The sequence below is a fragment of the Synechococcus sp. PCC 7335 genome (genome assembly GCF_000155595.1).
Taxonomy (GTDB): Bacteria; Cyanobacteriota; Cyanobacteriia; order Phormidesmidales; family Phormidesmidaceae; genus Phormidesmis.
The window spans coordinates 3882775-3898009 of the sequence record NZ_DS989904.1; the positions used below are offsets into that span (position 1 = coordinate 3882775).

The 15235-nt window shown below is 49.0% G+C and carries 12 protein-coding genes; 7 read left to right on the forward strand and 5 right to left on the reverse strand.

All coding sequences use genetic code 11. The features are described from left to right. Positions 1–126: 126 nt before the first annotated feature. Positions 127–1275, reverse strand: coding sequence for a c-type cytochrome biogenesis protein CcsB (gene ccsB / locus S7335_RS16350; protein WP_083785097.1), 1149 nt, complete (start codon positions 1273–1275; stop codon positions 127–129). Positions 1276–1642: 367 nt separating this feature from the next. Here ccsB and S7335_RS16355 point away from each other — a divergent pair, with 367 nt between their 5' ends. Together S7335_RS16355 and mfd are read left to right on the forward strand one after the other, a co-directional pair. Beyond that, positions 1643–3229: a glucose-6-phosphate isomerase gene (locus S7335_RS16355; RefSeq protein WP_006455302.1), complete on the forward strand. Its 1587-nt coding sequence runs from the start codon at positions 1643–1645 to the stop codon at positions 3227–3229. A 169-nt stretch (positions 3230–3398) separates the two neighbouring features. Further along, complete coding sequence (gene mfd / locus S7335_RS16360; protein ID WP_006454601.1) at positions 3399–6932, forward strand: transcription-repair coupling factor; 3534 nt, start codon at positions 3399–3401, stop codon at positions 6930–6932. A 7-nt stretch (positions 6933–6939) separates the two neighbouring features. On the opposite strand, the gene S7335_RS16365 is transcribed toward mfd, so the two are convergent. After that, positions 6940–7299, reverse strand: a complete 360-nt coding sequence (locus S7335_RS16365; protein WP_038016412.1) for a single-stranded DNA-binding protein — start codon at positions 7297–7299, stop codon at positions 6940–6942. Positions 7300–7737: 438 nt separating this feature from the next. On the opposite strand from S7335_RS16365, the gene S7335_RS16370 reads away from it, so the two are divergent. From S7335_RS16370 to mreD, 3 genes are all read left to right on the forward strand, one after another. After that, the gene (locus S7335_RS16370; protein WP_006457558.1) at positions 7738–8745 is read left to right on the forward strand and encodes a rod shape-determining protein; all 1008 of its coding nucleotides are present in this window, start codon (positions 7738–7740) and stop codon (positions 8743–8745) included. A gap of 171 nt (positions 8746–8916) precedes the next feature. Then, positions 8917–9708, forward strand: a complete 792-nt coding sequence (gene mreC / locus S7335_RS16375) for a rod shape-determining protein MreC (RefSeq protein WP_006455763.1) — start codon at positions 8917–8919, stop codon at positions 9706–9708. Between the two features lie 17 nt (positions 9709–9725). Then, the gene (mreD, locus tag S7335_RS16380) at positions 9726–10301 is read left to right on the forward strand and encodes a rod shape-determining protein MreD (protein WP_071776934.1); all 576 of its coding nucleotides are present in this window, start codon (positions 9726–9728) and stop codon (positions 10299–10301) included. Between the two features lie 72 nt (positions 10302–10373). On the opposite strand, the gene S7335_RS16385 is transcribed toward mreD, so the two are convergent. The 3 genes from S7335_RS16385 to S7335_RS16395 all read right to left on the reverse strand — a co-directional run bounded on the left by S7335_RS16385 (position 10374) and on the right by S7335_RS16395 (position 13021). Continuing rightward, complete coding sequence (locus S7335_RS16385; RefSeq protein WP_006456497.1) at positions 10374–11114, reverse strand: HAD family hydrolase; 741 nt, start codon at positions 11112–11114, stop codon at positions 10374–10376. 215 nt (positions 11115–11329) lie between these two features. Beyond that, entirely contained in the window at positions 11330–11794 is a 465-nt protein-coding gene (dtd, locus tag S7335_RS16390; RefSeq protein ID WP_038016422.1) for a D-aminoacyl-tRNA deacylase, read from the reverse strand. A 27-nt stretch (positions 11795–11821) separates the two neighbouring features. Then, positions 11822–13021: a GTP-binding protein gene (locus S7335_RS16395; protein WP_006454546.1), complete on the reverse strand. Its 1200-nt coding sequence runs from the start codon at positions 13019–13021 to the stop codon at positions 11822–11824. Between the two features lie 259 nt (positions 13022–13280). Between S7335_RS16395 and cysS the strand changes: the two genes are divergently transcribed. Next, positions 13281–14741, forward strand: a complete 1461-nt coding sequence (gene cysS / locus S7335_RS16400) for a cysteine--tRNA ligase (protein WP_006454383.1) — start codon at positions 13281–13283, stop codon at positions 14739–14741. Between the two features lie 97 nt (positions 14742–14838). Next, positions 14839–15234 (forward strand): RidA family protein, encoded by a 396-nt coding sequence (locus S7335_RS16405; protein WP_006454440.1) that lies wholly within the window; start codon positions 14839–14841, stop codon positions 15232–15234. Position 15235: the final 1 nt, after the last annotated feature.

Consider the following 15235-nt stretch of genomic DNA (forward strand, 5'->3'; position numbering starts at 1 on the left):
AAAACTTACCGAATCACAGGAGCTGAGCTTATCATGCCTACCTTGCTAGCAGTATAGACTGATTGATTTCTACCTATCGATTTGATTGATGCAGCTAGCGAACAGACCTCATACCCCGAAGAAGTACTAGAAGAACCAGCCGTAGCTATGCAATCCTTTTCCTAAAATGTTGACGCCTAGGTAGCAGATCCACACCACTACAAACCCAGATGCGGCTAGAATCGCAGGCTTCCTCCCTTGCCATCCTTTTGTGATCCGAGCATGTAGGTATGCCGCAAAAACTAACCAGGTAATCAGCGCCCAGGTTTCTTTTGGATCCCAGCTCCAGTAAGAACCCCAAGCCTCGTTTGCCCAAACTGCGCCAGCAATAATACCAATTGTTAACAAAGGAAACCCTAAGCCAATGATGCGATAGCTAATGTTGTCTAACGTATCTGCGAGCGTGAGTCGTTGAAGAGAGAGGGTGGAGTCTGTGTCTTCGGCAGTGCTCTTGGTAGAGGTATCTTTGGTCACTACGCTCTTAGCAGGTGCGGCTAAAACGGCGGTACTGCCTCCTGTTGTACTGCCCCCGGCGGTGATAATTTGCTCTGTGACCGCATTCTCTACAGCGCGATCTACAGCAAGAGAATTAGTCGCTCTTTTTAGCTGGTACTTGCGATCGCGAAAACCACCTGTACCCACAGAGCTGCCCTTGAGTTCCACCGCCTGGCCACGAGTGACAATGAGGAAGGCGATCGCAATCAAAGATCCCACCATCAGCGCCGCGTAGCTCAGCAGCATCACGCTCACATGCATCATCAGCCAGTTGGACTTCAGCGCTGGGACCAGCGGCTCAGATACTTGCATCGCACTGGGTAAGGTCAAAGCGGCAAAGGCGGCGATCGCCATTGCCACCGGAGAGGTCACCGCCCCGACCCAGCGACTATCTGTCATCTTTTCAGCTGCGAGATGAACAGCCGTGATGCCCCAAGCAATAAAAAATAAAGATTCGTAGAGATTACTCAGCGGGAAGTACCCGCCTTCGATCCAACGAGCTGTAAGCAACGCCGCCATCGCTAAGTTGCCAATCGCCATACCTACGCCACCGATAACTGGCAGCACCTTCACCTTTTCAAACGCTAGGCCGCTCCAGTAAGCCAACATCGCTGCGAATAAGACGGCAAACGCAGCGTTATCCAACCATCCTTCTAGATTGGCAAGCGTTAGGTTGGAAGCCAAGCTAGATGCGCTCAGACTGGCGACGCAGATGGAATTGGCAAAATCGAAAGCGACCATAGGGAGGCGGGATATTCGTTTGAGAGGTTTATTCTTCTACTATCTAACGTTAAGCTCACTCTAATATCTTACAGAGAGGGTAGAGCCATGACTATACTCCTAGGCTAATTCGTCAAGATTACGAGGCGGGTGAATGTTAAATTCATTCCATCTCCTTGCTCGGCTTCGGGTCTAGGAAGGCGTAGCGTTAGATAGATTAACTAATGCTACTGCTAACCCTGGGAACTTGACTCAGACGGCCAGTCAATCGGCTTTTGAGCAGTTGACTACTAGGGCTGTCACGCAGACTGTTGCATAGATCACGGTTGAGCGTACCGACTTCAAGTAAAAGTTCAAGCACATAAATTACGATGAGAGAATAACAGTCATGGAATTGGCAGCACTCTGGGAACGGTATCAGGACTGGCTCTATTACCATGAGGGGCTAGGTATCTATGTAGATATTAGTCGCATGAGCTTTGATGATCCTTACGCTGAGCAACTAGCGCCCAAGTTTGATCAAGCATTTGCGGCGATGGACGAACTTGAAAAAGGTGCGATCGCCAATCCAGATGAAGGCCGCATGGTCGGTCACTATTGGCTACGTGCTCCAGAGCTAGCGCCTTCTGAAGAACTTAAGAAGGACATTGTCGAAACGCTTGAAAGCTTAGAAGACTTTGCAAAGAAAGTTCGCAGCGGAGCGATCACACCCCCTAACGAGCCTAAATTCACTGACATTCTCTCAGTTGGCATCGGCGGCTCGGCGCTGGGACCTCAGTTCGTCTCCAAAGCGTTAGCACCTGCTGTTCCTGATATTGATATTCACTTTATCGACAACACGGATCCGATTGGCATAGATCATGTCTTTGAAGAAATTGGCGATCGCCTCAAAAGCACTTTAGTCATTATCACTTCAAAATCAGGTGGCACCCCCGAAACGCGTAACGGCATGATTGAAGCCAAAGCTGCCTACGAGCGCGCCGGACTGTCCTTTGCGAAGTATGCCGTTGCGGTAACAGGGATCGACAGCAAGCTAGAAAATATCGCCACTGACGAAGGCTGGCTAGCAACTTTTCCGATGCATGACTGGGTCGGTGGCAGAACCTCTGAGCTATCTGCGGTTGGGCTACTGCCAGCGGCGTTACAAGGTATTGATATTCGCGACATGCTAGCTGGGGCCAAAGAAATGGACGAAGCTACTCGCGTTCATGATTTGCGCACAAACCCAGCTGCTTTGCTAGCGCTCGCCTGGTACTTTGCTGGCAACGGCACCGGTGAGAAAGACATGGTAGTGCTGCCCTACAAAGACAGCCTGTTGCTGTTTAGCCGTTACTTACAGCAGCTAGTAATGGAGTCACTTGGTAAAGAAAAAGACCTAGATGGCAACACGGTTTACCAAGGCATTGCAGTCTATGGAAACAAAGGCTCAACCGACCAGCATGCTTACGTTCAGCAGCTTAGAGAAGGTATTCCCAACTTCTTTGCGACTTTGATTGAAGTGCTTAAAGACCGTGAAGGGCCATCGGTGGATGTTGAGCCAGGTGTGACCTCTGGAGATTATCTATCAGGTCTATTGCAGGGGACTCGCCGAGCCCTATCAGAAAACGACCGTGATTCGATCACAATTACGATCCCCGAAGTTTCGCCCAAGATGGTAGGTGCGTTGATTGCACTATACGAGCGGGCAGTGAGTCTGTATGCCAGCCTAGTCAACATCAACGCTTATCACCAGCCAGGTGTAGAAGCAGGAAAAAAAGCAGCAGCAGACGTCCTATCGCTGCAAACTAAAGTGAAGGAAGTCGTCAAAGCTTCGGACAGTGCGCTTTCTTTAAACGAGATTGTTGAAAGGATGGACGCACAAGACAAAATAGAAAATGTCTATAAGATTGTGCGTCATCTAGACGCCAATGGTCGCGAATTGAAGATCGAGGGAAGTCCTAGCGAACCAGCTAAGTTGAAGGTGAGCGTTCGCTAGTAAATGATCGCCTAGCAGTAACACGCCTCAGTAGCTGCTAGTGCGGATTCGTTTGGTAGTGATATCGGTAGCCATAACCGCACGGTCAGATTGAGCAATGCCTTCTAGAATAATTACTGGCAGTGGTTTTGGACTGCTGCTAGTGGTTTGCTCTTTGAGTTAATTTTTCATGGCGTTTTCTTCGATTACTCGTGCGATCGCACGTTCCCCCCTAGCCCAAGAGCTGGTTGCAAAATTAGAAAAGCAGCAAACCCTGACGATTACAGGCGCACCTAGACTCCCCAAAGGACTCGTCAGCTCAGCCTTAGCACAGACGCAAAATAAACCGATGCTGGTGGTTACAGCCACCCTAGAAGAAGCGGGTAGATGGTCGGCGCAGCTAGAAGCTATGGGCTGGGCTACGGTTGCTTTTTATCCCACGTCAGAGTCTTCGCCATACGATGTATTTGACCCTGAATCAGAATTGATTTGGGGTCAGCTTCAAGTCCTCTCTGACTTGATTAATGGCAAAGCAAACCCAGAAAATATGCCGCTAGGGTCAAAGCACCTAGGCACGATGGCGATTGTTACAACCGAGCGAGCGCTGCAACCGCATCTCCCCCCGGTCGAAGCCTTTCGTCCGTACTGCTTAGAGATCACTTTGGGCATGGAGCTTAATTTAAAAGATCTCGGGTTGAGCTTAGCTAAGTTGGGCTATGAGAAAGTCTCTTCTGTTGAAGTAGAAGGGCAGTGGAGTCAGCGGGGAGACATTATCGATGTTTTTCCCGTGGCAGCAGAATTGCCAGTGCGTATGGAGCTGTTTGGCGATGAGCTAGAGCGCCTGCGAGAGTTCGATCCAGCTAATCAGCGATCGCTTGACAAGATCGAAGCCCTGCTGTTGACAACGACTGACTACGGCCCGTTGATTTTATCGGCGTTGGAAGAAAAAGAACTGCTAGAAGATCTACTGACTGAAGAGTCCCAAGAAACCTTTGCGGCGACTGGCAAAATAGAGGGTGCCCGTCGATTTATGGGACTAGCGTTCGAATCGCCTGCGTCTATCTTGGACTATCTACCGGACGACACGCTAGTGGTAATCGATGAGCCTGCCCAATGTTTGGCTCACGCTGAGCGCTGGATTGAGACGGTCGAAGATCGTTGGCAAGAGGCGCTAGATGCCTTTGAAGCAGATGTAGAAATTCAGCTACCTTCAGGTGGCTTGCCCAAAGTTCATAGGCCGTTCTCTCAGGCGTTAGAAGAGATTGAGCTTTTTCAGCGGATTGAAATTTCTGAACTGGCTGAGGAGGGAGTTGGGCTAAATTTGGCTAGTCGACCCGTGCCAATCCTGCCGCATCAGTTTGGCAAGCTAGCAGATATCTTGAAGGAAGAGCGCGATCGTAAGTTTTTCCCTTGGTTAATCTCTGCTCAGCCTTCTCGCTCTGTCGCTTTGCTACAAGAGCACGATTGCCCCGCTCAATTCATCCCTAACCCTAAAGACTTTCCAGCCATTGACAAGCTGCAAAATCAGCGCATTCCGATTGCGGTCAAATACTCGGGGCTAGCCGAACTCGAAGGCTTTGTTCTACCTACCTTTCGCATTGTCGTTGTCACTGATCGCGAATTCTTCGGACAGCACACCCTAGCCACACCTAGCTATGTTCGAAAACGGCGGCGCGCTGCTTCTAAACAGGTCGATCCGAATAAGCTACGGCCCAAAGACTACATCGTTCACCGCAATCACGGTATCGGTCAGTTTCTCAAGCTTGAGAGTCTGACAGTCGATAAAGAGACCCGCGAATATCTTGTTATTCAATACGCTGATGGCCTGCTACGTGTGCCCGTCGATCAGATGGGATCGCTCTCACGCTACCGCACTTCGGTAGAGCAAAGACCGCAGCTAAATAAGATGACGGGCAAAGCCTGGGAGAAAACCAAGGGCAAAGCACGCAAAGCCATCAAGAAAGTGGCGGTCGATTTACTCAAGCTCTATGCCCAGCGATCACAAATGCAAGGCTTCACTTATCCCGAAGACATGCCTTGGCAGCAAGAATTAGAAGACTCTTTCCCATACAACCCTACACCCGATCAGCTCAAAGCCACTCAAGATGTCAAACGGGATATGGAAAGCGATCGACCGATGGATCGTCTGGTCTGTGGGGACGTAGGCTTTGGCAAGACCGAAGTTGCCCTGCGTGCCGTTTTCAAAGCTGTGACGGCTGGGAAGCAAGTAGCGCTGCTCGCACCAACAACGATTCTGACGCAGCAGCACTACCATACGCTGAAAGAGCGCTTCGCACCGTACCCTATTCAAATCGGGCTGCTGAACCGTTTTCGTACGGCTAAAGAGCGTAAAGACATTCTGCTAAGGCTGATTTCCGGCGAATTGGATGTGGTTGTCGGCACCCATCAGCTTCTGGGTAAAACGGTAAAGTTCAAAGATCTCGGGCTGCTAGTCGTAGACGAAGAGCAGCGCTTCGGGGTGAACCAAAAGGAAAAAATCAAGGCAATGAAGGCCCAAGTAGATGTGCTGACACTCAGCGCTACGCCAATTCCTAGAACCTTATACATGGCTCTTTCTGGCGTCCGGGAGATGAGTTTGATCACTACACCCCCGCCTTCTCGCCGTCCGATCAAGACTCACTTATCGCCTTACGATCCTGAGAAAGTGCGCACCGCAATTCGACAGGAGCTCGACCGGGGCGGACAAATTTTTTATGTCGTACCGCGCGTAGAGGGCATTGAGGAAGTGGCTGGTCGGATTAGGGAAGCGGTGCCGGGGGTTCGACTGGCGATCGCGCATGGCCAAATGCCCGAAGGTGAACTCGAAGCTACTATGCTCACTTTTAGCAACGGCGACGCGGACCTGATGGTCTGCACCACTATTATCGAATCAGGACTTGATATCCCTAGAGTCAACACCATCATCATCGAAGACTCACAAAAATTTGGTCTCTCGCAGCTCTATCAGCTCCGTGGTCGGGTCGGCCGATCCGGTATTCAGGCTCATGCCTGGTTACTTTTTCCCAAACAAAACCAACTGTCTGACAAAGCGCGTAAGCGGCTTAGAGCCATTCAAGAATTTACCCAGTTAGGATCGGGTTATCAGCTAGCCATGCGCGATATGGAGATTCGTGGAATCGGCAACCTACTTGGCGCTCAACAATCAGGGCAGATGGAAGTCATTGGCTTTGATCTCTATATGGATATGCTAGAAGAATCTATTGCTGAGATTCGCGGTCAGGAAATTCCCCAGGTAGATGAAACCCAAGTCGATCTAAAAGTGACTGCTTTTATTCCTGCTGACTACATTCCTGAACTTGACCAGAAGATGAGTGTCTATCGATCTCTAGTAGGCGCTAGCACTAGACGTGAGCTGATAGAAATTGTGGCTGATCTAAACGATCACTATGGCAGCTTGCCATCGGCTGTTGGTCAGCTAGTCAAGGTCTTAGAGCTTAAGCAGATTGCCAAGCCGCTCGGCTTCTCTCGAATTAGAACTGAAGACAAGCAGCACGTCGTACTCGAAACGCCGATGGAAAAACCTGCTTGGGCCCTACTGCATGAGAAGGTACCTGCACATTTGCGCTCTCGCTTTGTCTATGCTCCTGGCAAAGTGACCGTACGCGGCTTAGGGGCCGTGAAGCCAGAGAAGCAGATAGAAAATCTAATTGAATGGCTTGGGCACATGCAAACTGCACTACCAGAACCTGCTTTTTCTAGATAGGTGTTACCTAGAACTCGTCATTGCCATACGCCATTGGCGCTTCGTTGTCTCGCTTAGAGCCAAGTAGGTTCAAATCATTGACGCGGATGACTGGACTCGTTCGAGTTGCGCCCGTGCTGCGATCCTGCCAGCTATCCAACTTCAAAGAACCCGTAACTCCAATCAGGCTACCCTTACGTACATAGTTCGCTGCGACTTCGGCAGGCTTACCCCAAATTTCTATATTGAACCAATCAGGTTGGTCGCTATTACGGCTACGTCTATTTACTGCCAAACCAAACTTTGCTAGCACATTGCCAGACTCAAAATAACGAACTTCAGGGTCACGACCCACTCGTCCAACTAAAGTCACTACATTTACGCTCATAAGTGTCAGCCCACGTCCTTCTCTAACAAGCTGCCATACTACAGTAAACTACGGCTACCTAAAACAAGACTATCGATATACCTAGTCTATGCAGAGCCATTTTCATAGAGTCAGCTCCACAGAGCTACACTAGTACAAATCTACTATTATAGTTATTCTACTACAGCAGCGAACAAATGATCTGACTGACGACCTACTCTTATAGACACCTTAGCTTTCTTAAACAATTGAGAGATAGGCGATTGAATAAGAGTGATCTACGTCATATTGATTAGGACTTGAATCTATAGCGCAACCGTATAGAGCCGGAAATATCGACTAGACGCGCGATATGAAACGTAATAAGATTCATTCTGATTGCTAGAAATATCAGTATCAACCGCTATTACGGACCCTTAACTTGTGGCCTTATTTGATCGCTTTTCCCGCTCTCGTAACATGGGTATCGACCTTGGTACAGCAAATACCCTCATCTATGTTTCAGGTCAGGGAATCGTTTTGCAAGAACCTTCGGTAGTTGCCATTGATGAAAGTACCAGACGTCCTCTTGCCGTGGGGGAAGCTGCTAGGCAGATGCTAGGACGCACACCGGGTAACATTCGAGCTATTCGTCCGCTCCGAGACGGCGTGATTGCAGATTTCGATACTGCAGAGGTGATGCTAAAACATTTCATACGCCAGATACATGAGAACAAAGGCTCAGTCTCTCCGCAGGTGGTCATTGGTATTCCTAGTGGCGTTACGGGTGTAGAGCGTCGAGCGGTGATGGAAGCGGCCTTGCAAGCAGGGGCGAGGGAAGTGTCTTTAATCGATGAGCCCGTAGCTGCGGCAATTGGAGTAGGATTACCTGTCGATGAGCCCACCGGCAACATGATTGTCGATATTGGCGGCGGGACAACCGAAGTTGCCGTCCTTAGCCTTCAAGGCATAGTACGTAGCGAATCGGTGCGAGTGGCAGGCGATAAGCTCACTGATTCGATCAAGCAGTATATGAAGAAGGTGAATAATCTCGATATTGGCGATCGCACTGCAGAAGAGATCAAAGTCAAAATTAGCTCTGCCTACCCAGGCCCTGAGGATGATGAGGCTTCACTAGAAGTACGCGGCGTCCATATGCTTTCTGGGTTGCCTAGAACCGTCACTGTTAAGAGCCCAGAAATTCGTGAAAGTATGGCTGAGCCCTTGTCTGTTATTGTCGAAGCGGTTAAGCGGACCCTCGAGAATACACCACCGGAGCTAGCTGCTGACATCATTGATCGAGGAATTATGCTGGCTGGAGGCGGCGCACTACTTCGAGGATTAGATACACTGATCTCTCATGAGACCGGTATTGTGGTTCATGTCGCGGCTGACCCGTTGAGCTGCGTTGTTCTAGGGACGGGCCGAGCGCTTGAGAACTTCAACAAAATGGAACGAATCTTTAGCGCTCGCTCTCGCGACTTCTAAGATGACCTCTTCGAGCTGTTATGGCTATTTATCAAATCGGTAGCAGTCAATCGTCGTCACTGAGTGTTAGAGCATTCAGTTTCACACCTGGTCTAAAGCAGCCTGAATCGAAAGCAGCCTGAGCTAGAGTAGTTTGATCCGAAGCAGTTAGTTAAGCAAAAAGTAGCCTAGATGTTTGCTCTAAGACGATGGTGGGATAAAAACGCACTTAGAGGAGTTCTGATTATTCTGGCCATTGGGTCTGCCTGGGGAATTCGCCAGACCAATGGCATACTCATCTACGAAGCCTATCAGTACGTCACCAAACCTTTTCATCTAGCGCCTGCACCGAACGTTCAAACAGACAATACCTATGTGCTTGATTTACAGCAGCGGGTTGTAGAGCTGGAAAATCAAAATCAGAAGCTACGCGAGCTGATTGACTATCAAAAAGACAGTGAGCTAAATACTACGACACTAGCAGCGGTGATCGGGCGCAGCGCCGATCACTGGTGGCAACAGATTACGATTAATAAAGGTAGCCGCGACAATGTCAAAGCGGGAGATATTGTCACCGGGCCAGGCGGATTGATTGGTCGAATTACGACGGTCACGCCGAATACTTCTAGAGTGCTGCTAGTAAGCGATCCGAACAGTCAAGTTGGTGCCAAAGTTAGTCGCAGTCGTTCAACCGGATATATTCGAGGCGAAGCAGATACTCAAGCTACGATGTTCTTCTTTGAGAAAGTTCCTGATGTTAAGGTCGGTGATGTGGTTGTTACCTCATCGTTTAGCCGTCTTTTCCCACAAGGCATTCCAATTGGGCGCATCGCCTCTCTCGATTTGAGTAATAGCCCTGCGCCAAAAGCTATTATTCAGCTTTCTGTACCGGTCAGCAATTTAGAGTGGGTAAGTATCAATCCCTATTCTCCTAAGTTAGATGTAGACGCCGTTCCTGCCGAAATCGTTCGCGATCCTCAATAGCAGGCTATTACCGTTTCATGAGTTTCTATCGCTCTAAACGTTCAGCTAGACGTCCTAAGTCCCGCCAACAAATTTGGGACTGGCTCTTTACAGTCGGATCAGTGCTGGTATGTCTGTTACTTCTTCCGACTAGGCTGCCGGGAATGGACATTTTGGGAGTTGGTCCCAACTGGTTATTGGTTTGGGTCGTCGTTTGGAGCATCCGCCGCACAGCGTTTGACGGCATGGTCGCTGGTATTGCCCTTGGTCTACTACAAGATGCATTGACGGGTCGTTTCCCAACTCATACTGTGGGGCTGGCATTAGCTGGCATCGTCACAGCTCGACTGCGGCACCGACAGCTTGTGCGAACGGATCTCATTTCTGTTGCGATCATCGTTTTTGGGCTAGCTATTCTCACCGAGAGCATCATGGCCTTACAGTTAGCAGGTCAATATCTACTCGGCGAGGAGGCTCTCTACACTAGCCTTAGCTCTATTTGGCAGTACTACCAACGGGTAGCTCTTAGCTCAGCTATTTTAAGTAGCCTTTGGGCACCTGTCCTTTACTATCCACTCAAACAGTGGTGGAATCGCTACGAGATCAAGAACTAACTGCGCTTGTAAGCATCGGATATCCCACAAAAGATTCAAGGAACAGAGGCTAAAATTCTAGACTAATCCCAATTAGAGACTGGCTACCTGTAAGTTCGCTCTTTGTACAGCAGCTTTTGCTGCTGATAGCAATTCATCATAGATCGCTGTGGGTTCTAGCTTTTGTAGATAAGCCTTGCTACGCACGCCGCAAGTCAAAGCCGCTGCTGATAGACCCATACCTCGAGCTGCAATTATGTCCGCTTCAGTATCGCCTATCATCCAGCTAGTATGCGTTCGATAGCCCTTCACCTTTTGCTGGGCGATCGCCTGGGCTAACAGCTCACATTTCTGTTCAACTCGGTTCACGTAGGCAGCATTCATATCAAAGAGGCCATACACCTCATCAACCAAATGAGCCACTCCCTGTTGCTGCAAAAAAGCATTCACCTGCTGTGGATGGCGCAATGTCACTAGAACCAAGCGAATATTCGATTGCCGTAGATGGCGCAGCGCCGCTTGTGCGGAAGGTTGTATCCGATCGCATAGCAGCAGGCTTGGATGGTTCACAATTTGCTTGACTTGCTCAATGAACGGCTCAAACCAGGTAGCTGGAATACCAGAACGGATAGCAATCTCGATATCAGCCATCCGGTCTTGTTTCATCTGCCAAAAATGACGCTTTGATAATGGGCTGATCGGCAAAGTCGTTCTAGTCTGTTGCACGTGGATAGATGCGATCGCTCGCAGTCCCTGTCGATAGGTTTGATAATAGCGCTCAGATACATCTACGATCGGGCCGTCAAAATCACAGAAAACGACTTGCTTAGTCATGATTGGCTCCAGCTTTCGACGTGACGAATATCAACAAAACGCAACGTCGAAGAAATATTTCTTAACTTTAACAGCGTAGTTAAAATTTAGGCTGAAGTATCCAGTGATTTCCGATTGAATTTATAAATGATCAAGAAAGGGTAGAGCTATAGTGCTGCTATGATCACGCATGCTCTTGGACTATATTTCCTTGGCTTCTGTCTCTAGTCCCCTTTTTAATCCTGCTTGTTCTCTAACCTCTCTTTCTCTAGCCATAGCGTTACGGGTCCATCATTTTCAATGGACACCTGCATCATGGTGCCAAACCTGCCAGTTTCTACCTTCAGTCCACTCTGGCGCAGTATCGACAGAAATTTTTCGTACAGCTTCTCAGCCAGAGCAGGGGGCGCAGCATTCGCAAACGAAGGTCGCCTGCCCTTGCGTCCATCGCCATACAGCGTGAACTGACTGACCACCAGCAGTTCTCCATTGATCTCGCTGACTGACTGGTCAAATCGGTCCTGCGAGTCATTAGGAAACAACCGCAGACTCAGGCACTTCTTCGCCATCCATGCTAATTCAGCTTCGGTGTCTGTTGGACCAATGCCTACGAGTAGAGTTAGCCCACGGCCAATAGCGCCAACGACTTCGCCATCTACAACGACTTGGGAGGAGCTTACCCGCTGGATCAAAACCCTCATCTAATGCTGAGTCTATTAGCTAAGACGCTATCGACCAAAGCCTTTACCACGCTCGGCTGACTCGGTACAAAAGCAATTCTCAATTTGGGTACGTAGCGCTTCTTCGTCTAGATTTTGTCCAATCAGCACTAGCTGATTCTTCTTAGGACGACCTGCCCACTCTTCATCCTCTAGCGAGAATCGCTTACCACTGAGGTGAAAGACATGGCGTTTAGGACTCTCATCAAACCACAGGATGCCTTTTGCTCTAAAAACAGAGGCAGGTAATTGATTATCCAAGAAGTACTGAAACTTGCGGATGGCTAGAGGTTGCTGTCTGTCAAAAGAAATAGAAGTAAAGCCATCAATATCTAAATGGGAATGAGTACTGTGATCATGGTCGTGCTCACAGTGGCCATGATCATGATCGCAATTAGCATGGTCATGGGCATCGTGGCTGTGGGCGTCGTGATCATGGCCTGAATGCTCGTGGCCAGGACCGTGACTCGAGTGATCGTGGACGTCGTGATCATCAACGGAATGGTCATGATGCTTTTCCGTTGCCTCTTTGTCTTCAGCGCCCTTCCCAAAGTATTTATCTGATTCAAACAGACCGACGCTCAAAATCAAAGGCAACGGGACTTCTGAATGATTCGTACGAAGGATCCGAGCATCCTCCTTGATATCGCGTAGCTTAATTTCTAGACTGTCGGCGTCGGCTTCATCGACTAGATCCATCTTGTTCAGTAGGATGATGTCACCGTAGGCGATCTGGTTGTAAGCGGCCTGAGAGTTGAACAAATCTAAGCTGTAGTTCTCGGCATCGACCACCGTCACAATCGAATCTAACCGAGTGAGATCTCGCAGCTCTGTTCCTAGAAAGGTCAGCGCAACCGGGAGCGGATCGGCCAGACCCGTAGTTTCTACGACTAGATAATCAATTTTGTCTGAGCGTTCTAGAACCTTATAGACGGCTTCTAATAGATCGTTGTTAATCGTACAGCAAATGCAGCCGTTGCTCAGCTCTACCATATTGTCATCACTTGTCTTGATCAGCAGATCGTTATCTATACCTACTTCACCAAATTCATTGACGAGTACTGCTGTTTTGAGCCCTTCTTGATTGGTTAGGATGTGGTTGAGCAGTGTAGTTTTACCGCTGCCCAAAAAGCCGGTGATAATTGTGACGGGTAGGCCATGCTTGGAAGCATCCATAGGTTTATTGGGAGCAAGCGTTGTAGCAGTCATAGAAAATCTGTTAACTAGATGAATGAGTAGGATGAGGTGCGGATAATTTGTGACTTAAGACAATTTGTGGCTCAATTATCACGTATTCAATCAAAGTTGCGGGGCTAAGTTTATGTCTATTAAAGGAAGCGCTGGTTAAAAAGGCATTGTGGTGGAAGTCCTAATGTATTCTTGAGTCTCTACCAATAAACTTACTCAAGTATTTGCTTGAGCGATCGCCTCGCATTCTCTTAGGCCCGTGAGCATACTCTAACAATCCATGAGCGTAGTCATCTACAACACGCTTTCTCGTCAGAAGGAAGCCTTCAAACCACTCAGCCCTGAACAGGTGACCATGTACTGCTGCGGGGTGACTGTCTATGACTATTGTCATCTTGGGCACGCGCGTTCTTACATTGTATGGGATACGATTCGTCGATATCTGTCTTGGCGTGGTTATAACGTACGCTATGTTCAAAATTTCACCGACATTGATGACAAGATCTTGAACCGGGCTCGCCAAGAAAATTCTTCAATGGAAGCTGTTGCCAAGGAATATACGACAGCTTATTTTGAAGATATGGCACGGCTCAATATTTTAGAAGCTGATGAGTATACCTATGCCACCCACACCATAGATGGCATCAAACGCCTAATTCATCAGTTAGAGCAAAAAGGCTATGCCTACTCTGCTAAAGGTGATGTGTATTATTCGGTGCGTAAGTTCGAGGGCTATGGTAAGCTCTCAGGCCGCAAGCTTGACGATATGGAAGCCGGACGTAGTGGCCGAGTCGGAACGCAGGCAGACTCTATTAAGCAAGATCCCTTTGACTTTGCGCTATGGAAGTCGGCGAAGCCAGATGAGCCGGCTTGGGAATCGACATGGGGCCCAGGGCGTCCTGGCTGGCATATTGAATGTAGTGCCATGGTACGCGATCGCCTAGGAGACACCATTGATATCCATATGGGTGGCGCAGATCTTCAGTTCCCTCACCATGAAAATGAGATTGCTCAATCTGAAGCGGCCACTGGCAAACCGCTAGCGACCTACTGGATGCATAACGGCATGGTGAATGTAGACGGCACTAAAATGTCAAAGTCTTTGGGCAACTTCACCACCATCCGCAACCTACTTGATGCAGAAGCCGCACCAGATCCTATGGCTGTACGCATGTTCGTGATGCAATCTCAGTACCGGATGCCGCTCGACTTCACAGAAGAAGCTATTGTTGCGGCCAAGAAAGGGTGGTCAACGCTAAATGAAGGGCTAAATTTTGGCGTACGGCACGGTGAAGATTTAGGCTGGGCAAAAGCAGCAGCCGACGAGATTGCAGTTGATGCTCTAGACCAGGCAGCGGTAGAACAGTTTCGAATCTCGATGGATGATGATTTCAACACACCTGGGGCGATCGCAGTCTTGTTCGGTTTGGCCAAAGAACTTCAGCGTCAAAGCAATGTGATTATCCATGAGGGAGCTGCCGACGCTAACCCAGCTGAGCTTCAACAGCAGTGGCAAACGCTAGTCACACTTGCAGGCGTACTGGGTTTAGAGGCGCAAGCGATCGAATCGGTTGATGCAGGAGTGCTTAGCGAAGCTGAGATTGAAACGCTCATTGCCCAACGCGCCAACGCAAAACAGGCTAAAAACTATGCAGAGTCGGACCGAATCCGAGACGAGCTGAAAGCACAGGGCATTACCTTGATCGATAAACCGGGTGGTGTTACTGCCTGGCACAGCTAGCCGTTGATCCATTAGCCGTTGATCCATACGCACTGCTGAGCATCTGGTTTGAGACCAGCAGTGGCATGAATTATCTACCGTTCATTGTTTTGAGAAAATGCTGGAATTCATTACGCTCCCAAAAGGCAAACTGCCGCCCGTCGCGCCGTATTCTCACGCAGTTCGCGCCGGAGACTTTTTGTTCGTCACTGGTCAGTTAGCAGAAGATCCTGATACAGGCGAAGTCGTCAAAGGCTCTATCAATGAGCAAACCGAGCAAGTAATGGATAACCTTCAGCTCGTGCTAGATCATGCAGGTACCCGCTTCGAAAACGTAGTTATGTCGCGAATTTTCGTCACTGATTTTCGCTATTACGAAACGGTTAATCGAATCTACTCTAGTCGCTTCACCGCAGGTAGATATCCTGGACGTACAACCGTCGGCGTGACCGGATTAGCTGGGTTTGGCGATGTAGAAATTGATTTGATCGTATACTGCGCTGAGCAAAGCTGAT

Excerpts from the sequence above, each read along its gene's own strand:
- ccsB (WP_083785097.1), bottom strand. The coding sequence starts at position 1,275 with ATGGTCGCTTTCGATTTTGCCAATTCCATCTGCGTCGCCAGTCTGAGC.
- S7335_RS16355 (WP_006455302.1), top strand. The coding sequence starts at position 1,643 with ATGGAATTGGCAGCACTCTGGGAACGGTATCAGGACTGGCTCTATTAC.
- mfd (WP_006454601.1), top strand. The coding sequence starts at position 3,399 with ATGGCGTTTTCTTCGATTACTCGTGCGATCGCACGTTCCCCCCTAGCC.
- S7335_RS16365 (WP_038016412.1), bottom strand. The coding sequence starts at position 7,299 with ATGAGCGTAAATGTAGTGACTTTAGTTGGACGAGTGGGTCGTGACCCT.
- S7335_RS16370 (WP_006457558.1), top strand. The coding sequence starts at position 7,738 with ATGGGTATCGACCTTGGTACAGCAAATACCCTCATCTATGTTTCAGGT.
- mreC (WP_006455763.1), top strand. The coding sequence starts at position 8,917 with ATGTTTGCTCTAAGACGATGGTGGGATAAAAACGCACTTAGAGGAGTT.
- mreD (WP_071776934.1), top strand. The coding sequence starts at position 9,726 with ATGAGTTTCTATCGCTCTAAACGTTCAGCTAGACGTCCTAAGTCCCGC.
- S7335_RS16385 (WP_006456497.1), bottom strand. The coding sequence starts at position 11,114 with ATGACTAAGCAAGTCGTTTTCTGTGATTTTGACGGCCCGATCGTAGAT.
- dtd (WP_038016422.1), bottom strand. The coding sequence starts at position 11,794 with ATGAGGGTTTTGATCCAGCGGGTAAGCTCCTCCCAAGTCGTTGTAGAT.
- S7335_RS16395 (WP_006454546.1), bottom strand. The coding sequence starts at position 13,021 with ATGACTGCTACAACGCTTGCTCCCAATAAACCTATGGATGCTTCCAAG.
- cysS (WP_006454383.1), top strand. The coding sequence starts at position 13,281 with ATGAGCGTAGTCATCTACAACACGCTTTCTCGTCAGAAGGAAGCCTTC.
- S7335_RS16405 (WP_006454440.1), top strand. The coding sequence starts at position 14,839 with ATGCTGGAATTCATTACGCTCCCAAAAGGCAAACTGCCGCCCGTCGCG.